This is a genomic window from Actinomadura rupiterrae (assembly GCF_024172125.1).
Taxonomy (GTDB): domain Bacteria; phylum Actinomycetota; class Actinomycetes; order Streptosporangiales; family Streptosporangiaceae; genus Spirillospora; species Spirillospora rupiterrae.
This window is the reverse complement of the sequence record NZ_JAMZEA010000001.1, coordinates 868,092-887,207: the sequence shown is the minus strand read 5'-3', so window position 1 is coordinate 887,207 and position 19,116 is coordinate 868,092. Positions and strand designations below refer to the sequence as shown.

16 protein-coding genes are annotated in these 19,116 nt (G+C 71.5%); 12 read left to right on the top strand and 4 right to left on the bottom strand.

Features of this window, described 5'->3' with window-relative positions; genetic code table 11:
• The first annotated feature begins 211 nt into the window (after positions 1–211).
• The 7 genes from FHU30_RS03935 to FHU30_RS03905 all read left to right on the top strand — a co-directional run bounded on the left by FHU30_RS03935 (position 212) and on the right by FHU30_RS03905 (position 8,289).
• Complete coding sequence (locus FHU30_RS03935) at positions 212–1,276, top strand: BMP family lipoprotein (RefSeq protein WP_253871542.1); 1,065 nt, start codon at positions 212–214, stop codon at positions 1,274–1,276.
• Between the two features lie 84 nt (positions 1,277–1,360).
• The gene (locus tag FHU30_RS03930; RefSeq protein ID WP_253871540.1) at positions 1,361–2,920 is read left to right on the top strand and encodes an ABC transporter ATP-binding protein; all 1,560 of its coding nucleotides are present in this window, start codon (positions 1,361–1,363) and stop codon (positions 2,918–2,920) included.
• Entirely contained in the window at positions 2,917–4,236 is a 1,320-nt protein-coding gene (locus FHU30_RS03925) for an ABC transporter permease (RefSeq protein WP_253871538.1), read from the top strand. Before FHU30_RS03930 ends, FHU30_RS03925 begins: the two co-directional genes overlap by 4 nt.
• A complete protein-coding gene (locus FHU30_RS03920) occupies positions 4,233–5,582 on the top strand; it encodes an ABC transporter permease (protein WP_253871536.1) in 1,350 nt (449 codons plus the stop codon). Before FHU30_RS03925 ends, FHU30_RS03920 begins: the two co-directional genes overlap by 4 nt.
• A 66-nt stretch (positions 5,583–5,648) precedes the next feature.
• Positions 5,649–6,065 carry a cytidine deaminase gene (locus FHU30_RS03915; RefSeq protein WP_253871533.1) on the top strand — a complete coding sequence of 139 codons (417 nt, stop codon included), beginning with the start codon at positions 5,649–5,651 and terminating at the stop codon, positions 6,063–6,065.
• 14 nt (positions 6,066–6,079) lie between these two features.
• Positions 6,080–7,351 (top strand): thymidine phosphorylase, encoded by a 1,272-nt coding sequence (locus FHU30_RS03910; RefSeq protein ID WP_253871531.1) that lies wholly within the window; start codon positions 6,080–6,082, stop codon positions 7,349–7,351.
• Positions 7,352–7,419: 68 nt separating this feature from the next.
• Complete coding sequence (locus FHU30_RS03905) at positions 7,420–8,289, top strand: hypothetical protein (RefSeq protein ID WP_253871529.1); 870 nt, start codon at positions 7,420–7,422, stop codon at positions 8,287–8,289.
• Between the two features lie 57 nt (positions 8,290–8,346).
• On the opposite strand, the gene FHU30_RS03900 is transcribed toward FHU30_RS03905, so the two are convergent.
• Positions 8,347–9,057 (bottom strand): TetR/AcrR family transcriptional regulator C-terminal domain-containing protein, encoded by a 711-nt coding sequence (locus FHU30_RS03900; RefSeq protein ID WP_253871527.1) that lies wholly within the window; start codon positions 9,055–9,057, stop codon positions 8,347–8,349.
• 88 nt (positions 9,058–9,145) lie between these two features.
• Between FHU30_RS03900 and FHU30_RS03895 the strand changes: the two genes are divergently transcribed.
• Both FHU30_RS03895 and FHU30_RS03890 read left to right on the top strand, forming a co-directional pair.
• A complete protein-coding gene (locus FHU30_RS03895) occupies positions 9,146–9,739 on the top strand; it encodes an NADPH-dependent FMN reductase (protein WP_308211178.1) in 594 nt (197 codons plus the stop codon).
• The gene (locus FHU30_RS03890; RefSeq protein WP_253871519.1) at positions 9,723–11,207 is read left to right on the top strand and encodes an MDR family MFS transporter; all 1,485 of its coding nucleotides are present in this window, start codon (positions 9,723–9,725) and stop codon (positions 11,205–11,207) included. Before FHU30_RS03895 ends, FHU30_RS03890 begins: the two co-directional genes overlap by 17 nt.
• A gap of 187 nt (positions 11,208–11,394) precedes the next feature.
• Here FHU30_RS03890 and FHU30_RS03885 read toward each other — a convergent pair whose 3' ends face one another.
• On the bottom strand, positions 11,395–12,129 hold the full coding sequence (locus FHU30_RS03885) for a hypothetical protein (RefSeq protein WP_253871509.1): 735 nt from the start codon (positions 12,127–12,129) through the stop codon (positions 11,395–11,397).
• A gap of 287 nt (positions 12,130–12,416) precedes the next feature.
• Between FHU30_RS03885 and FHU30_RS03880 the strand changes: the two genes are divergently transcribed.
• The 3 genes from FHU30_RS03880 to FHU30_RS03870 all read left to right on the top strand — a co-directional run bounded on the left by FHU30_RS03880 (position 12,417) and on the right by FHU30_RS03870 (position 16,329).
• Positions 12,417–14,300 (top strand): Xaa-Pro dipeptidyl-peptidase, encoded by a 1,884-nt coding sequence (locus FHU30_RS03880; RefSeq protein ID WP_253871507.1) that lies wholly within the window; start codon positions 12,417–12,419, stop codon positions 14,298–14,300.
• 260 nt (positions 14,301–14,560) lie between these two features.
• The gene (locus FHU30_RS03875; RefSeq protein WP_253871505.1) at positions 14,561–15,649 is read left to right on the top strand and encodes an adenosine deaminase; all 1,089 of its coding nucleotides are present in this window, start codon (positions 14,561–14,563) and stop codon (positions 15,647–15,649) included.
• A gap of 68 nt (positions 15,650–15,717) precedes the next feature.
• Positions 15,718–16,329 (top strand): PH domain-containing protein, encoded by a 612-nt coding sequence (locus FHU30_RS03870; protein WP_253871503.1) that lies wholly within the window; start codon positions 15,718–15,720, stop codon positions 16,327–16,329.
• A gap of 94 nt (positions 16,330–16,423) precedes the next feature.
• On the opposite strand, the gene FHU30_RS03865 is transcribed toward FHU30_RS03870, so the two are convergent.
• Together FHU30_RS03865 and FHU30_RS03860 are read right to left on the bottom strand one after the other, a co-directional pair.
• The gene (locus tag FHU30_RS03865; RefSeq protein WP_253871501.1) at positions 16,424–18,169 is read right to left on the bottom strand and encodes a phospho-sugar mutase; all 1,746 of its coding nucleotides are present in this window, start codon (positions 18,167–18,169) and stop codon (positions 16,424–16,426) included.
• On the bottom strand, positions 18,166–18,966 hold the full coding sequence (locus FHU30_RS03860) for a purine-nucleoside phosphorylase (RefSeq protein WP_253871499.1): 801 nt from the start codon (positions 18,964–18,966) through the stop codon (positions 18,166–18,168). The genes FHU30_RS03865 and FHU30_RS03860 overlap by 4 nt, the downstream gene beginning before the upstream one ends.
• Positions 18,967–19,116: the final 150 nt, after the last annotated feature.

Here is a 19,116-nt window from a genome sequence, read left to right as displayed (position 1 = left end):
CCCGGGGACAGGGTATGTACACCGGAGTTTCGCGCCGCTACCTGCGCCGATAAGCCTACGCATTGGTAACGGACGCGTTGCGAAACGGTGCACATCGGATGTTTCACCTCCGGCGTCGGGGTAGCGTCCGATCGGTTTGTTCGGCCGGAGCATGCCCACGCGCGCGCGTCCGGCCGCGTTGTTCTGGGTGGGGAACGGAAGGAGCGCGGCAATGCGCCGTGGACTCAAGATCACGCTCGTCTCGGTGACGGGCGCTGCGCTGGCGCTGAACACGGCCGCGTGCGGAGGCAAGAAGTCGTCCTCCGGCGACGGTGGCGGCGACGGCAAGAAGAGCATCAAGGTCGGCCTGGCCTTCGACATCGGCGGGCGCGGCGACCAGTCGTTCAACGACTCGGCCGCCGCGGGCCTGGACCGGGTCAAGAAGGACCTGAACGTCACCACGGAGGAGATCTCCGCCAAGCCGGACGAGCCGGACGCCGACAAGGAGTCCCGGCTGCGGCTGCTGGCCGGCAAGGGCTACAAGGCCATCGTCGGCGTCGGCTTCGCCTACACCAACGCGGTCGTGAAGGTCGCCAAGGACTTCCCGAACACCAAGTTCCTGGTCGTCGACGCCGACCAGTGCCAGGTGACCGGCGCGAACGTCGAGGGCGCCTGCTTCTCCGAGGAGCAGGGCTCCTACCTGGTCGGCGCGGCCGCCGCGCTGAAGTCCAAGACCGGCACCATCGGCTTCATCGGCGGCGTGAACACCCCGCTGATCCAGAAGTTCGAGGCCGGCTACGCGGCGGGCGCCAAGGCCGCCAAGCCCGGCATCAAGATCCTTCCGGCCAAGTACCTGACCCAGCCGCCGAACTTCGACGGGTTCAAGAACCCGGCGCTCGGCAACGAGGCCGCCAAGGGCCAGCTGGACGCGGGCGCGGACGTGATCTACCACGCGGCCGGCGGCGCGGGCATCGGCGTGATCAAGACGGTCGGCGGCGCGGGCAAGTGGGCCATCGGCGTCGACTCCGACCAGTACAACCAGCCGGCCGTCAGCGCGGTCAAGGACCACATCCTCACCTCCATGGTGAAGCGCGTGGACACCTCGGTGTTCGACTTCGTCAAGGGCGTCTCCGACGGCACCTTCCAGGCCGGGATCAAGAAGTACGACCTGTCGAACGACGGCGTCTCGTACGCGACCACCGGTGGCTTCGTGGACGACATCAAGGCCAAGCTCGACCAGTACAAGGCCGACATCGTCAGCGGCAAGATCAAGGTTCCGACCAAGCCCGGGGCCTGACGCACCGGTTCCGGCGTCGCCCCGCGCTACCCGCGGGCGCGGCGCCGGTCCGTTTCCACCAGTTTTCATCACAGGGGGGCACTCGTGCCTGACCAGGTGCCGGCCGTCAGGCTGACATCCATCACCAAGCGGTTCCCGGGCGTGGTGGCCAACCGGGACATCGACCTGGAAATCCGGCGCGGCGAGGTGCACGCGCTCTGCGGCGAGAACGGCGCGGGCAAGTCCACGCTGATGAAGATCCTCTACGGCATGCAGAAGCCGGACGAGGGGACCATCGAGGTCGAGGGCGAGAAGGTGTCCTTCCGCACCCCGGCCGACGCGATCGCGCGCGGCATCGGCATGGTGCACCAGCACTTCAAGCTGGCCGACAACCTGACCGTCCTGGAGAACGTGATCCTCGGGGCGGAGCCGAAGCGGCTCCGGGTGCGGGGCAGCGACAAGCGGATCGGCCCCATCGACTTCGCGGCCGCGCGCGAGAAGATCCGCGCGATGGCCGAGCAGTACGGCATGCGGGTCGACCCGGACACCCTGGTCGAGAACCTCGGCGTCGGCGACCGGCAGCGCGTCGAGATCCTCAAGGTGCTGTACCGCGGCGCGAAGGTGCTCATCCTGGACGAGCCGACCGCCGTGCTCGTCCCGCAGGAGGTCGACGAGCTGTTCGGCAACCTGCGCGAGCTGCGCGCCGAGGGCCTGACCGTGCTGTTCATCTCGCACAAGCTGGACGAGGTGCTCTCGGTCGCCGACTCGATCTCGGTGATCCGGCGCGGCACCACGGTCGCGACCCGGCTGGATCCGCGCGAGGTCACCTCGCGGCGGCTGGCCGAGCTGATGGTCGGGTCCGAGCTGCCCACCCCCGAGCTGCGCGAGTCCACCGTGACCGACCAGGTCGAGCTCGCGGTGAAGGACCTGGTGGTGCTCACCGCCGAGGGCCGTCCGGTCGTGGACGGCGTGACCCTGGACATCCGGCGCGGCGAGATCGTCGGCCTCGCCGGCGTGGAGGGCAACGGCCAGGGCGAGCTGATCGAGACGATCATGGGCCTGCGGACCGCGGACTCCGGCACCGTCAGCTTCGGCGGCGACGACGTGACGCACTGGCCGACGCGCCGCCGCCGCGAGGCCGGGATCGCCTACATCCCCGAGGACCGGCACCGGCACGGGCTCGTCCTGGAGGGCTCGCTCTGGGAGAACCGCGTCCTCGGCCACCAGACCGAGAGGCCGAACTCGCGCGGCCCGTGGATCGACCGCCGCGGCGCGCGCCGCGACACCACCCGGATCGTCAAGGACTACGACGTCCGCACGCCCGGCATCGAGGTGCCGATCGGCGCGCTGTCGGGCGGCAACCAGCAGAAGCTGATCGTCGGCCGGGAGATGTCCGGCGAGCCGAAGGTGCTGATCGCGGCGCACCCGACCCGCGGCATCGACGTCGGCGCGCAGGCCGCGATCTGGGAACACCTGCGCCGGGCGCGGGCGGCGGGCCTCGCCGTCCTGCTCATCAGCGCCGATCTTGAGGAACTCATCGGTATGTCCGACACGCTGCACGTGATCCTGCGGGGGCGGCTGGTCGCCGAGGTGGACCCGGCGAACGTCACGCCGGAGGAGCTCGGCTCCGCCATGACCGGCGCCGAGACCGGGGACGCGTCATGACCGGGCCCATGGGCGACCTGCCGTCCGACGACGACAAGCTGGGGCTGCCCCCGGCCGACACGCCGGACCTGCCGCCGGACGACGCGTCCGGGCTGCCGCCCGAGGAGCAGCCCGGCATCCCGGAGACCGCGACCCCGGACGCCGACCCGGCGGGCTCCGAGCAGGTGCCCGGCTGGCAGGCGATCCTGCGCGGCCTCGGCCCGCGCGGCCTGGCGCTGAAGATCGGCGCGCCGGTCCTGGCGCTGCTGATCTCGCTGCTGATCACGATGGGCGTGCTGCGGCTGGCCGGGGCCGACCCGGTCAGCTCGATGCAGTCGATGATCGACTACGGCACCACGTCCAACTCGGTCGTGGACATCCTGAACCGCGCGACGCGCTACTACCTGTCGGCGATCGCGGTCGCCATCGGGTTCCGGATGGCCCTGTTCAACATCGGCGTGGACGGCCAGTACCGGCTCGCCGCGCTGCTGGCCGCCTCGCTCGGCGGCGCGGTCACGCTGCCCGCGCCGTTCGGCCAGATGCTGGTGATCGTCGCGGCGATGGTGATCGGCGGCGCCTGGGCGTCCATCGCGGGCCTGCTCAAGGTCGCCCGCGGGGTCAGCGAGGTCATCTCGACGATCATGCTGAACGCGATCGCGACCGGCATCATCGCCTACCTGCTGAACACCGACCGGCTCGCCGCGAACCGGCCGGGAAGCAACAACGTCGCCACCCCGGACCTCCCGTCGTCCGGCCGGATCGGCCCGCTGAACGGCTTCCTGTCGAACCTCGGCATCGACCTGCCCGGCCGGCTCTACGGGCTGCTGCCGCTGGCGATCGTGATCGGCATCGTGTTCTGGGTGGTCATCAACCGCACCCGGTTCGGCTTCGACCTGAAGATCTCCGGGCTGTCCCCGACCGCCGCGCAGGCCAGCGGCGTCTCGGCGGGCCGGATGATCGTCATCACCATGGTGCTGTCCGGCGTGGTCGCGGGCCTGATCGGGATGCCCGAGCTGCTCGGCGCGTCCTACAACTACTCGCTGAACTTCCCGGCGGGGCTCGGCTTCACCGGCATCACCGTCGCGCTGCTCGGCCGGAACCACCCGGTCGGCATCGCGCTCGCGGCGATCCTGTTCGCCTTCCTGGACCAGTCCTCGGACATCCTCCAGGAGGTCAACGTGCCCAAGGAGATCGTCGGCGTGATGCAGGGCGTGGTCGTGCTGACCGTCGTCATCGTCTACGAGCTGGTCCGCCGCTGGGAGATCCGGCTCCAGCAGAAGAACGTGGCCAGCGAGCTCGCCGCCGGGCACACCGTCGCAACGGAGGCCGCGAAGTGAGTACCGCTACCGTCGCGGAGAAGGTCGCGGGCGCCCGCGCGAAGCTGAACCTGCGCTGGCCGCACTACCTGCTGATCGCCGGGGCCCTGCTGGTCCTGCTGTCGGCCGTCCGGGTGCTGGACGACGCGAACGACGTCACCTCGTCCGGCACCGTGTCGGCCTCGCTGCGGCTCGCGGTCCCGATCTTCCTGGCCGGGCTCGGCGGGCTGTGGGCCGAGCGCTCCGGCGTGATCAACATCGGCCTCGAAGGCATGATGATCCTCGGCACCTGGACGGGCGCCTGGGCGGGCTACCAGTGGGGGCCGTGGGCGTGCGCGCTCGCCGGGATCCTCGGCGGCATGCTCGGCGGCCTCGTGCACGCGATCGCCACGATCACCTTCGGCGTCGACCACATCGTGTCCGGTGTCGCGATCAACATCCTCGGCCTGGGCCTGACCCAGTTCCTGGCGGGCCTGGTGTTCAACACCGGGCACGCCAAGGCGCTCGGCGGCGGCCCGCGCCAGTCGCCGCCGGTGGACGCGATGCCGACGCTGACCGTCCCGTTCCTGTCCGGCGGGAAGATCGGCTCCTGGCACTCCCCGGACTGGCTCGGCTCGCTGGAGAAGCACCACTGGTTCCTGGTGTCGGACCTTGCGGGCGTGCTCCGCGGCGTCACCTCGGGCATGTCGGTGCTGACGCTGATCGCGATCCTGCTCGTCCCGGCCACGTTCTTCGTGCTGTGGCGGACCTCGTTCGGCCTCCGCGTCCGCTCCTGCGGCGAGGACCCGTACGCGGCCGAGTCGCTCGGTGTCAACGTGTACCGGATGAAGTACTCGGCCGTGCTGATCTCGGGCGGCTGCGCGGGCCTGGCGGGCGCGTTCATGGTCACCGTGTCGTCCCTCTACCAGGACGGCCAGACCGGCGGCCGCGGCTACATCGGCCTCGCCGCGATGATCTTCGGTAACTGGCGTCCGGTCGGGCTCGCGTCCGGCTCGCTGCTGTTCGGCTACACCGACGCGATGAACGTCCGCGGCGGCGGCGACTCGGCGCACGCCCTGCTGCTGTTCGTGGCGGTCATCTTCGTCGCGGTGGCGGGCTGGCAGGCCGTCCGCGGCTCCCGGCTCCGCCCGCTGGTCACCACCGACCTGGAGCGCCGGACCGTGCGCGGCGCCTACCTGGGCTCCGCCCTGGCGATCATCACCGCCGCGGCCCTCCTGGTCTGGTTCGCGCTCAGCAAGACCGTCCCGGGCGAGCTGGTCTCGACCATCCCGTACGTGACGACCCTGCTCGTCCTGGCCCTGGCCAGCCAGCGCCTCCGCATGCCCGCCGCCGACGGCGTCATCTACCGCCGCGGCGAAGCGCGATAGTCCGTTTTGCCCGGACCCGGCACCACCTGGTGCCGGGTCCGGTTCTTTGAGTGGGATCATTGACCGATGAGCGAGATTGACTGGGATGCCTTGCGGGCGGCTGCGGCGGGCGCGATGAAGCGGGCTTATGCGCCGTACTCGAAGTTCCCGGTGGGGGCGGCGGCGCTGGTCTCCGACGGACGCGTGGTCTCCGGCTGCAACGTGGAGAACGCGTCCTACGGGCTCGGCCTGTGCGCCGAGTGCAGCCTGGTCACCGCGCTGTACGGGCCGGACGCCGACCTGTCGGGGGACCGTCCCCGGCTGATCGCCGTCGCGGTCGTGGACGGCCACGGCGCCCCGCTCATGCCCTGCGGGCGCTGCCGCCAGCTCCTCTGGGAGCACGGCACGCCCGGAACGCTGCTGGAGACCGTCTCCGGCATCCGGCCGCTGGCGGACGTCCTGCCGGACGCCTTCGGCCCCGACGACCTGATCACCCGTAGCTGAAAGAGGTCCCCGACGTGGACGCCATCGACGTCATCCGCGCCAAGCGGGACGGCCGCGCGCTGTCGAACGAGCAGATCGACTGGGTGATCGACGCCTACACCCGGGGCGCGGTCGCCGAGGAGCAGATGTCCTCGCTCGCCATGGCGATCCTGCTGAACGGCATGACCCGCGCCGAGATCGGCCGCTGGACCGCCGCGATGATCGCCTCCGGCGAGCGGATGGACTTCTCCTCGCTCGCCCGCCCGACCACCGACAAGCACTCCACCGGCGGGGTCGGCGACAAGATCACGCTGCCGCTCGCACCGCTGGTGGCCGCGTGCGGCGCCGCCGTCCCGCAGCTGTCCGGACGCGGCCTCGGCCACACCGGCGGCACGCTGGACAAGCTGGAGTCCATCCCCGGCTGGCGCGCGTCCCTCTCCAACGCCGAGATGCTCGGCGTCCTGGACACCGCGGGCGCGGTGATCTGCGCCGCGGGCGCCGGCCTCGCCCCCGCCGACCGCAAGCTCTACGCGCTCCGCGACGTCACCGGCACGGTCGAGTCGATCCCGCTGATCGCGTCCTCGATCATGTCCAAGAAGATCGCCGAGGGGACGGGCGCGCTCGTCCTGGACGTCAAGGTCGGCTCCGGCGCGTTCATGAAGACCGTCGAGCAGGCGCGCGAGCTGGCCGAGACCATGGTCGCGATCGGCACCGACCACAAGGTCAAGACCGTCGCCCTGCTGACCGCTATGGACCGTCCGCTCGGGCGTGCCGTCGGCAACGCCGTCGAAGTCGCCGAGTCCGTCGAGGTGCTGGCGGGTGGCGGGCCCGAGGACATCGTCGAGCTGACCGTCCGCCTCGCCCGCGAGATGCTGGACGCCGCGGGCATCACCGGCAAGGACCCGGCGGACGCCCTCCGCGACGGCTCCGCCATGGACCACTGGCGCCGCATGATCTCCGCCCAGGGCGGCGACCCCGACGCCCCGCTCCCGCAGGCGCCCGAGACCCACACCATCACCGCGCCGTCCAGCGGCGTCCTCACCAAGCTGGACGCGTTCGCCGTCGGCGTCGCCGCCTGGCGCCTCGGCGCCGGCCGCGCCCGCAAGGAGGACCCGGTCTCCTTCGGCGCCGGCGTCATCTGCCACGCCAAGCCCGGCGACAAGGTCACCGAGGGCCAGCCCCTCCTCACCCTCCACGCCGACGACCCGGCCCGCTTCGACCGCGCCCTGGAGTCCCTGGCCGGCGGCTACGAGATCGGCGCCGGTTCGCCCGACCTCCTCCCGCTGGTCATCGACCGCCTCTCCTGAAACATGAGTAGAACACATGTTCTATGTTCACCCTACGCAAGGCATCGAACACGTCTAGTGCTCCTTGCATGCCGACCCGCGAGCACGAGTTCCCCCTCACTCTGATCGAGGACGATCCACCCCTGGCCGCCCGCCTCCTCCGCTGGGCGGGCGGCCCGGAGATCCCCAAAGGGGTGGGATTCCGCCTGGAATCCGCCGACCTCTCCGAGTGCGACCCCGCCGAATACCGCGCCGACCGCGTCGTCGGCGTCTACGTCGACCCCTCGGGCCGCCCCCAATGCGGGGTGATCGTCGAGTCCCAGCGCCAGTACGACAAGAACAAGTACTGGAGCTGGCCCGCCTACGTGGCCAACTTCCGCGCCCGCAAGAAGTGCGAGGGCTACCTCGTCGTCATCTGCTTCGACGACAAGGTCGCCGAACAGTGCCGCATGCGCATCCCCCTCGGCAACCCGGACTCCTACCTGTATGTCCTCGTCGTCGGCCCCAAGGAGATCCCCCTCCTCACGGACCCGGACAACGTCAAGGACCCCCTGGACACCGTCATCTCGGCGCTCTTCCACGTCTCCGGCCCGCGGGGGCCCGAGGCCTTCGACGCCATGATGGTCTCGCTCCACCGGGACGTCGAGGATGAGCAGACCCGCAGGTCGTATATTGACAACGTCGTCGCTCTACAGCCCGACGACGTCCGAGCCTTCCTGGAGGAGCTGGTGAAGACGAAGCACGACGAGCCGAAGACCGAGCTCTTCAAGGGCTGGAAGGCTGAAGGTAAGGCCGAAGGGCGCAGGCAGTCTCTGATCGAGCTGCTGGAGGCGCGCGGGGTCACGCTGGACGACAGCCGCCGGGAGCTGGTGGCGTCCTGTGACGACCCGGAGCAGCTGGGCGTGTGGTTCCGGCGCGCCATGACCGCCTCGTCGGCTGACGAGGTCTTCGCTGAGTAGGCGCTCTCTGTCCGGCATGGTTCGAAGCAGGTCACGGGCGAGTAGGGACTGTCGGGCTTAGAGGTTGAAGCGGGTCTCGATGCCGTCGAGGACGGCGTCGAGGCCCGTTTCGAACTGCCAGTCGGTGTCGTCCTTGCGGGCGCCTTCGTGCAGGTAGCGGCGGTAGGTGGGGTAGCGGCCGGTGTTCATGAGGTAGCTCATGCGCGGCGCGAGGGCGTTGCGGACGGCGTCGGGGGAGTCGTATTCGCCGCGCTTCATGAACCGGGCGTAGGCGAGCTCGCTGTTGGTGGCGCCGTGCGTGTAGAAGTCGACGGAGCGGTAGACGGCCATCATCGTGTCGGCGTCGAGGCCGAGCCCGGCGAGGGCGGAGAGCGCGCGTTCGGCGGCGGCCATCCGGTGCGGTGAGAGCGGGGAGACCGTCGGGGGCAGCTCGGTGAGCCACGGGTGGGTGTGGATGAGGGCGCGGGTGCGCAGGGCGTGCTCGCGCAAGGTCTCGCGCCAGGAGCCCTGGTCCGGGACGGTCAGCTCGGCGAAGACGCGGTCGACCATGACTTCGAGCAGCTCGTCCTTGTTCGCGATGTGCCGGTAGGGGGCCATCGGGGCGACGCCCAGCTCGGTGGCGAGGCGCCGCATGGTGATCGCGTCCAGGCCCTCGGCGTCCGCGACGCGGACGGCGGTCTCGCCGATCCGGTCGAGGGTGAGCGTCTGGCGGGGCGCGGCGGCGGGGCGGTCCAGGCGCTCCCAGAGGGGCGGACGGTCGGTGCTCATGTGTACATCGTATCCGGAGTAGACGGCGTACACGTTGATGTGTACGTTGTATTTTAGGAGATACGACGTACACATTCGAGGGGTTCGCATGTTGAAGGTCGCGGTCATCATCGGCAGTACGCGGGAAGGACGGCTCGGCGGCACGGTCGGCGCCTGGATCGAACGGCACCTCCAGAAGCGGGACGACATGGAGGTGGATGTCGTCGACCTGGCCGCCACGCCGCTGCCGACCGTCCTGCCCGAGCTCGGGCAGCCGCTCTCGGACCCGGACGCGCTGGCCCGGCTCGCGGCCGTTTCGCCGCGGCTCGCGGCTGCCGACGCCTTCGTGGTCGTGACGCCCGAGTACAACCGGAGCTTCCCGGCGTCCCTGAAGAACGCGATCGACTGGCACAACAAGGAGTGGCACGCCAAGCCGATCGGGTTCGTGTCGTACGGCGGCTTCTCCGCCGGGACGCGCGCCGTCGAGCAGTTGCGGCTGGTCTTCGCTGAGCTGCACGCCGTCACCATCCGGGACGGCGTCGGCTTCAATGGCGTGTGGGGCGCTTTCGGGCCGGACGGCGAGCCCCCGACCCGTCCGCCGATGCCGCCGCCAAGAAGATGCTCGACCAGCTCGCCTGGTGGGCCGAGGCGCTCCGCGCGGCCCGCGCGAGCACCCCCTACGCGGCATGAGCGCCGGATATGACCGGCTCGGGGTCTTCGGGCTGCTGCTCGGGATGTTCCTGGCCATGCTGGACGGCACGATCGTCGGCACCGCCCTGCCGACGATCGTGGGCGACCTCGGCGGGGTGGCCGAGCTGTCCTGGGTCGTGACCGCGTACCTGCTGGCCGCCGCGGTGACGACACCGCTGTGGGGCAAGCTCGGCGACCTCGCCGGACGCAAGGGGGCGTTCATGGCGTCCGTCGCGCTCTTCCTCGCCGGGTCGGCGCTGGCCGGGATGTCCGGTTCGATGGCCGAGCTGATCGCCTTCCGCGCGGTGCAGGGGCTCGGCGCGGGCGGGCTGATGGTCGGCGCGATGGCGATCATCAGCGAGCTGGTACCGCCGCGCGAGGGCGCGCGGCTGCAGTCGATGATCGGCGTGATCATGCCGGTCGCGTTCGTCGGCGGGCCGCTGGTCGGCGGCCTGCTCACCGACCATCTGGACTGGCGCTGGACGTTCTACGTGAACCTCCCGGTCGGCGGGGTGGCGCTGCTGCTCGTCGCGTCCCGGGTGCGGCTGGAGGCCCGGCGGGTGAGGGCGCGGATCGACCTCGCCGGGGCCGCGCTGCTGACCGCCGGGATCGTCGCGCTGACGCTGCTCGGCAGCTGGGCCGGCGGGCGGTACGCCTGGACGTCGCCGCAGGTCATCGGGCTGGCCTTGGTCGCGGCCGGCGTGCTCGCGGTGTTCGTCCCGGTGGAGCGGCGGGCGGCCGAGCCGATCGTCCCGCCGCGGCTGTTCGCGTCCCGCAACTTCACGCTCGCGCAGGTGCTCAGCTTCCTGAACGGCGCGGTGATGCTCGGCCTGATGACCTTCCTGCCGCAGTACATGCAGGTCGTGCGCGGCGCGTCGCCCGCGGGCGGCGGCATGCTGCTGCTCCCGCTCATGTTCGGGATGCTCGGCGCGCAGCTGCTCACCGGACGCCTCGTCGGGCGGACGGGCCGATACCGCTGGTACCCCGTGCTCGGTGGAGCCCTGGCGGCGGCCGGCGCGCTGGTCCTGCTGCCGCTCGGGACGCACACGCCCACACCTCTTGCGTCCGCCCTGACCGCCTTGGCCGGTGTCGGGATCGGGCTGACGTCCCAGTCCACGACGCTGATCACCCTGTACGGCGCGGAGCCGCGCGACATGGGCGCGGCCAGCGGGACGGTCAACCTCACGCGCACCCTCGGCGGTTCGCTCGGCGTCGCGCTGCTGGGCGCCGTCTACGCGTCCCGTTTGGACCGTTCCGCCAACCTCACCCCGGCCCAGGTCCGCGCGCTGCCCGCCCAGGCGCGGGACTCCCTGCGCGACGCGGCCAGTTCCGGCCTCCACGGCGTCGTGATCGGCGCCGCCGCCATCGCGCTCCTGGCCTTCGCCGTCGCCTGGTTCGTCCGCCAGGAAACCCTCCGCGGCGCCGAACCACCCCCAACCCGTAACCCGTCATCCGCCGAACCAGAGCCCTCACACACGTAAGCCCGCCACACCTCAACCAGAGACCTTCGCGGCAGTGAGGCGCCCTGCACTCAGTGAGCGACTTTCGCATTGGTGATGGGGTCTGTGCCCAGTGAGACCTTCTTGCGAAGGTGCATGGGTCTGCGCTCGGTGGAATGGTCTCGCGGGGGTGAGGGGCTGGTGGGTTCGCGCTTGTGAGGGGGTGGGGTTAGTGGGCGAGGTCGCGGATGTGGGGGGTTCTTACGGTTACGCGGACGCCGTCGGGGCCGAGGTCGGCAACGTCCACGCAGATGTCGGGGGAGACCTTGAAGCGGGCGTCGGTCCGGCCCTCGTGGGTTGAGCCGACGCGCTTGTAGAGGCGGGCCAGGGCGCGCGCCCAGGTGCGTTGCAGGGCGTCCGTGCCACCGCTGAGCGGGTGGGCGACGGCGGACGCGCCGTAGACGCCGCCTCCCCAGTCGTGGACGTCGCTCTTGTACGACATCGGTTCCGGGACGAGCCCGATGGCGCGGTCGAGCGTCGCCTGGATCTGGGTGCGCAGCTCGGCCGCGGGAGTCGCTGTGGTGATGTTCGCCCAGGAGTCAGCGTCCTGTGCCGGTTCGTACAGGCGTGGTTGGAGTCCCGTGAGCCAGCCTCCGGATACCGCCGTCACCAGGGCCCAGCCGAGCAGGACACCGAGGCCCGCGACCCGGATCCGGCGGGGCAGCGAGGGGACGAGCGCCGCCAGCCCGAACACGACGGCGACGGCTCCCTGGGCGGCGAAGCACCAGATCAGGAGGGAGAAGCCGGGCGGGGCGGGAATCGAGTCCGGGTAGTCGCGGGCGCCCTCGGCGAGCTTCCAGTTCCAGACCGGGTAGGCGAGGGCGACGTCCAGCACGGACGCGACCGCCAGCCCGCCGAGCAGGGCGGCGACGTGCTTCCGCGGCTCCGCGCCACCGAACAGCACCGCGCCATCGGAAGGTGGACGAGACGGTGGCGTATCGACGGGGCCCGGGGGACGAGACGGTGGCGTATCGACGGGGCCCGGAGGGCGGGACGGTGGCGTTTCGGTGGAGGCGCGAGCGGCGGAGGCGTGGCCGATCCGGAGCCGGGGCATGGTCCGATCATCGCCGCCGGACCGGACGGGCGCATGAGTACCAGTACTCATCCCGCCTTTGGCGAATATCACCGTTGACGCGGGGCGATAGCGGACAGCAGGCTTCTCGCACGTCACACCCCCCATGAGGAGCTCAGTTGCGCCTGACCCGTTTCGTCCCCGTCGCGGCGGTCGCCGCGGCGTCCGGCCTGGTGGCCGGGGCGCTGCCCGCGGCGGCGGCGCCCGAACGCCCGCACGTGACCGTCAAGGACGGCCGCACCCAGCCGACGTTCTCGTTCCAGGACGCGATCCGGCAGCAGGTCTACGTCGAGACCGACGTGGACAGCGACAACGACGGCAAGAAGGACCGCGTCGCGGTCTTCGTCACCCGTCCCAAGGAGACCGACGGCGGCCTCAAGGTCGCCTCGATCATCGAGGGCAGCCCGTACTACGCCGGTCTCCAGGACCCGCCGTACCACCCGGCCGACGTCACCGACTACCCGCGGCTCTCGCCGTGGACGCCGCCGACCGAGCCGCCCGCGCCGACCAGCTACGCGCGGATGTACTACGACAACTACTTCGTCTCGCGCGGCTACGCCGTGCTCGCCGCCGACACCCTCGGCACCGGGAACTCCGACGGCTGCCCCACGGCCATCGGCCCCAACGAGGTCAACGGCATGAAGAAGGTCATCCTCTGGCTGACCGGCAAGGCCAAGGCGTACGACGCGTCCGGTAACGAGATCAAGGCGGGCTGGTCCACCGGCAACGTCGCGATGGCCGGCAAGTCCTACGACGGGACGCTGCCGCTCGCGACCGCCGGGACCGGCGTCGCGGGCCTGAAGACGGTCGTGTCCGTCTCCGGCGTGGCGAACTGGTACGACTACTACCGCGCCAACGGCGGCGTCGTCGCCCCCGACGGGTACGAGGGCGAGGACCTCGATCTGCACGCCAAGGCCGTCCTGTCGCGGAAGAACCCGCAGGTCTGCGCGCCGGAGATCCACGACATCGAGAAGAAGATGGACCGGGTCACCGGCGACTACAACGCCACCTGGGACGTCCGGAACTTCTCCAAGAAGGTCAAGGACTTCAAGGCCAGCGTCTTCATGACCGGCGGCCTGGCGGACTGGAACGTCAAGCCGTCCGAGATGTCGCTGCTCTGGAACTCGCTGAGGAAGACGGACCTCAACCGCAAGCTCTGGCTGCACCAGGCCGCGCACGACGACCCGCTGGACGTCCGCCAGACGGCGTGGCTCGACGCCCTGAACCTGTGGTTCGCGCACGAGCTGTACGGCGTGAAGAACGACATCATGCGCCAGCCGAAGGTGGACATCGAGCGCACTCCGGGCACCTGGGAGACCTACCGCGAGTGGCCGTCGCCGTCCGCGCGTCCGGTCTCGCTGGGCTTCGCCACCGGCGCGGACGGCGCGTCCGGCGTGCTCGGCAAGCACGGCAAGGGCAAGGCGGGCTTCGTGGACGCCCCGGCCCGCACCGCCGAGGACCTGGTCACCGACGAGGCCAAGGCCGACCCGAACCGCCTGCTCTACGTCACCCCGGCGCTGAAGCAGCCGGTGAAGTTCTCCGGCACCGCGAACATCAAGGTCCGCGCGTCGGTGGACGGCCGGTCGCCGTACCTGTCGGCCGTCCTGGTCGACTACGGCACCGACACCCGCCCGTCCGGCTTCGCCTCCACGCAGGACCGGTGGTGCTACGGCGACTCCATCCCGACCGACCAGGGCTGCCGCGCCGTCCGCAAGTACAGCTTCGCGACGACCCCCTACAAGATCGTCACCCGCGGCTGGACGGACATCCGCAACCGCAAGTCGATCTGGTACCAGTCCCCGGTGACGCCGGGCAAGTCCTACGACTTCTCCTGGAACCTCGTCCCGGAGGACTACGTCTTCAAGGCCGGGCACCGCATCGGTGTGATGATCGTCGCCACCGACCACGCCTACACGCTCCGCTACCCGGCGGGCACCAAGGTCCAGGTCAACCTCGGCCAGAGCGACATCACCCTGCCGCTGACGAGCAACATCACCGGCTGACCCCCTTCCGAAAGGCCCCGGCGCACCGCGCGCCGGGGCTTTTCCCCTGCCTACGGACGCCTCGTTCCCCTGCCTGCGGACGCCTCATGCGACGCGTCCGGTCCGCCAGGTGACGCGTCCTGGGGCGGGTCCGGCCTGCCAGGTGACGCGTCCTGCTGGTGGGCGCGGTGTGGCGGGTGTCGCGTCCGGCAGCCGCCTGTGGACGCGTCCAAGCGCTGGTGGCAGCGCTTCCGGCGGGGCTGTGGGGGTATCGTGCGGAGATGAACGAACGTCTGACTCTCGAGGACATCAGGCGCGCACCGAAGGTGTTGCTGCACGACCACCTGGACGGGGGTCTGCGGCCGGAGACCATCGTCGATCTCGCGCGCGAGGGCGGCTACGACGACCTGCCCAGCACCGACCCCGCGAACCTGGGGACCTGGTTCGCCGAGGCGGCCAACTCGGGGTCGCTCGAACGGTACCTGGAGACCTTCTCGCACACCGTCGGGGTGATGCAGTCGGCCGAGGCGCTCACCCGGGTGGCCTACGAATGCGCCGAGGACCTGGCCAACGACGGCGTCGTGTACGCCGAGGTCCGGTACGCGCCGGAACTGCACACCGAGACCGGCCTCAGCCTGGAGCAGGTCGTCGAGGCCGTCCTGGAGGGGTTCGAGCGCGGCGGGCGCGAGCACGGCATCCGCGTCGGGACGCTGGTCACGGCCATGCGGCACCAGGCGCGCTCCATGGAGATCGCCGAGCTGGCCGTCCGCTACCGGGACGCCGGCGTCGTCGGCTTCGACATCGCCGGGGCGGAGGCGGGCTACCCGCCCACCCGCCACCTGGACGCCTTCGAGTACCTCCAGCGCGAGAACGCGCACTTCACCATCCACGCGGGCGAGGGCTTCGGGCTCCCGTCGATCTGGCAGGCGATCCAGTGGTGCGGCGCCGACCGGCTCGGGCACGGCGTCCGGATCATCGACGACATCGAGGCCGCCGCCGACCAGGTGCCCGAGCTGGGGCGGCTCGCCGCCTACGTCCGGGACAAGCGGATCCCGCTGGAGATGTGCCCGACGTCCAACATCCAGACCGGCGCGGCCAAGTCCATCGCCGAGCACCCGATCGGGCTGCTGCGCCAGCTGAACTTCCGCATCACGGTCAACACCGACAACCGGCTGATGAGCGGGACGTCGGTGTCCCGGGAGTTCGCCAAGCTCGTGGACGCCTTCGGGTACGGCTGGGACGACCTCCAGTGGTTCACCGTCAACGCCATGAAGTCGGCCTTCATCCCCTTCCCGGAGCGGCTGGAGCTGATCAACGGCGTGATCAAGCCCGGTTTCGCCCAGCTGAAGTGGCGCGGCCCCAAGCCCTGAGCCCGTGATCCGGGCGCGCGGGCGGCGGACGGCGTGAGCACGGGGGTCCCGGTGGCATGATCTGTGCCATGACCCCGCTCTACACCGTCCGGTCGCCCATCGCGCGGATCGCGGCCTGGGCCTGGGTGGCCTTCACCGTGCTGAACCTGCTGGACCTGGCGTTCGGGCTGACCGGGAAGCCGACCCGGGACACCACCGGCGCGGTGATGGGCAGCCTGCTGCTGGTCGGCTGCGGCATCGCGTACGTGCTGGGCCTGCGGCCGGCGATCGTCGCGGACGAGGCGGGGGTCACCGTCCGCAACCCGCTGCGCGACATCCGCGCGCCGTGGCGGGCGGTCACCAAGATCGAGGCGCGGGACGCGATCGTCCTGACGTTCGCGCAGGCAGGCGGCAAGGCGCGCGCGATGCGGGCGTGGATCCTGCAGACCTCCCCGCGCGCCGCGGCCCGCTCGGAGGCGCGCGCCCAGCGCGAGGCCGCCCGCCTCCCCAAGGGCGCCGCGACCGCCCTGAAGGGACGTTCCCCGGCCACGTTCGCCGTCGAGCAGCTCAACGAGATCGCCGAGCGCGAGCGCCCGAAGACCTCCGAGGACGCCACCACCGGCACCGTGACCTGGTCTCCTGTGGCCATCGCGTCCCTGGTCGTCCCCCTGATCCTTCTGGTCATCGCCAGCCTCACCTGAGCGAGGCTGACGCGAGCAGGCCCCGTCCGTTTGGGCGGGGGCTGCTTCTGTATGTCCCGTAGGGGCGGCCTGTATGTCCCGTAGGCGGCGCGCGTCAGGTCAGGAGGGCTGCCAGGGACTCCCGGAGGGCCCGGAGGTCGGCTGCCGCGCGCGCACGAGCCTCGTCCACGTCGTCCTCTACGGGGTGGACGACCTCCAGGTAGCACTTGAGCTTCGGCTCGGTGCCGGACGGCCGGACGACCACGCGCGCGTCGCCGAGCCGGAACCGGAGGCCGTCGGTCGGGGGCAGGCCGTCCGCGCCCTGGGCGAGGTCGTCGAACGCCTCCACGGGACGTCCGGCCAGCTCCTTGGGCGGTTCGGCGCGCAGCCGGGCCATCGCGTCGGTGATCAGCGACAGGTCGTCCACCCGGATCGACAACTGGGACGTCGCGTGCAGTCCGTACCTGCGCGCCTGGTCGTCCAGGAGGTCGAGCAGGGACTTCCCGGCGCGGCGGGCCTCGGCGGTCAGGGCGGTCGCGGCCAGCGCGGCGCCGATGCCGTCCTTGTCGTGCACGACCACGCCGTCCTCGCCGCCGACGCTGTAGCCGAGCGCCTCCTCGTAGCCGAAGACGAGCCGGCCCTCCGCCTTCATGATCCACTTGAAGCCGGTGAGGGTCTCGGCGGACCGGACGCCGTGCGCGCGGGCGATCGCGCCCAGCAGCGAGGACGACACGATCGTGGTGACCACGAGCCGGTCGTCGCCGGAGGTGTGCCGCAGCACGTGCTCGGCGAGCAGCCCGCCGACCTCGTCGCCGGTCAGCGCCCGCCAGCCGCCGTCCCGGCTGGGGACGGCCAGGGCGCAGCGGTCCGCGTCCGGGTCGTTCGCGATCACCAGGTCGGCGCCGCTGCGGGCGGCCAGGGCGAGGACGAGGTCCATCGCGCCCGGTTCCTCCGGGTTCGGGAACGCGACGGTCGGGAAGTCCGGGTCGGGCTCGGCCTGCTCGGCGACGACGGCGGGCTCGGGGATCCCGGCCCGCTCGAACGCCCGCAGCAGGACGTCCCGTCCGACCCCGTGCATCGGCGTGTACGCGACCTTGACCCCGCCCGCGTCCGCGACGGGCAGCGTGCCCAGCGCGTCCAGGTACGCCTGGACGATCTCGTCGCCGAGCACCGTCCAGCCCGTGCCGAGGGGAAGCTCGTCGACCCGCCCGACCGCGTTGATGGCGTCGGAGATCTCCTGGTCCACCGGCGGGACGATCTGCGCGCCGTCCGACCAGTAGACCTTGTAGCCGTTGTCGCGCGGCGGGTTGTGGCTGGCGGTGACCATCACCCCGGCCGCCGCGCCCAGGTGCTGGACGGCGAACGCCAGCACCGGTGTCGGCAGCGGCTCCGGCATCAGCCAGGCGCGCAGGCCCGCGCCGGTGACGACGGCCGCGGTGTCCTCGGCGAACCGGCGCGAGTTGTGCCGCGCGTCGAACCCGATCACCACGCCGGACCCGGCGGGCAGCCGCGCCGCCAGCCCGGCGGCGGCGCGCATCACGGTCACCCGGTTCATCCGGTTCGGGCCGGCGCCCAGCTCGCCGCGCAGCCCGGCCGTGCCGAACTCCAGCCGCGCCCCGAACCGGTCGCTCAGCGCGTCCTCGTCGTCCAGAAGGGGCTCCAGCTCGGCCCGAGTCTCCGGGTCTGGATCCTGCTCAAGCCAGCTCTCGGCCTGCTCGCGCAACCCGCCGTGCACCGCGGACGCCCTCTCCGCATGCGCATGCGGCCCGGACGCGTCCGGGCCGGTCGTGTCGGCCCCTTGCCCGGCCCCCTCCGCGCCGGACGCGTCGGGGCCGGTCGGGTCTTCGTGCCGGCCGGTCATGCCTTGCTCAGGACGTCCGCGAGGAGGCGGCCCATCCGGGACGCGGCGGCGCGTCCGGCGGCGAGCACCTCCTGGTGGTCGAGGAGCTGGTCGCTGAGCCCGGCCGCGATGTTGGTGACCAGGGAGATCCCGAGGACCTCCGCACCGCCCTCGCGTGCCGCGATCGTCTCCAGGACGGTCGACATGCCGATCATGTCGGCGCCCATCGTCCGTAGCATCCGGATCTCGGCCGGCGTCTCGTATGTCGGGCCGCGGAACGCCGCGTAGACGCCCTCGGCGAGCGTCGGGTCGGCGGCCTTCGCCAGGTCCCGCAGCCGCTTGGAGTACGCCTCGGTCATGTCCAGGAACGTCGCGCCGGTCAGCGGGTTCGCGCCGGTCAGGTTGAGGTGGTCGGAGATCAGCACCGGGTCGCCGACCGACTGCGTCTCGGGCCGCAGCCCACCCGCCGCGTTCGTCAGGACGACCGTCCTGACCCCTGCGGCCAGCGCCGTCCGGACGCCGTGCACGACGGGCTCGACGCCGCGTCCCTCGTACAGGTGCGTGCGGCCGAGGAACACCAGGCAGCGCCGCCCGCCGACCTCCACGATCCGGATCCGCCCCGCGTGCCCGGCCACCCCGGGCGCGCTGAACCCGGACAGCTCCGTCACCGGGATCTCCGCGGCGGGCTCGCCCAGCTCGTCCGCGGCCGGAACCCACCCCGACCCCATCACCAGGGCCACGTCGAACCCGTCGAAACCGCTCTTCCGCCGGATCTCGCGCGCGGCGGCCTCGGCCACCTCAAAAGCGTCGTTGCTCACGCTCCGACACTACCGGCCGCGATCAACCCGCAGGCCAACCCCCACCCGCGCCGCCGCCCGCACCCGCCCGCGCCGCCGCCCGCACCCGCCCGCGCCGCCGCCCGCACCCGCCCGCACCGCCCTGGCGGCCCGCCCGCGCCGCCCTTGGGG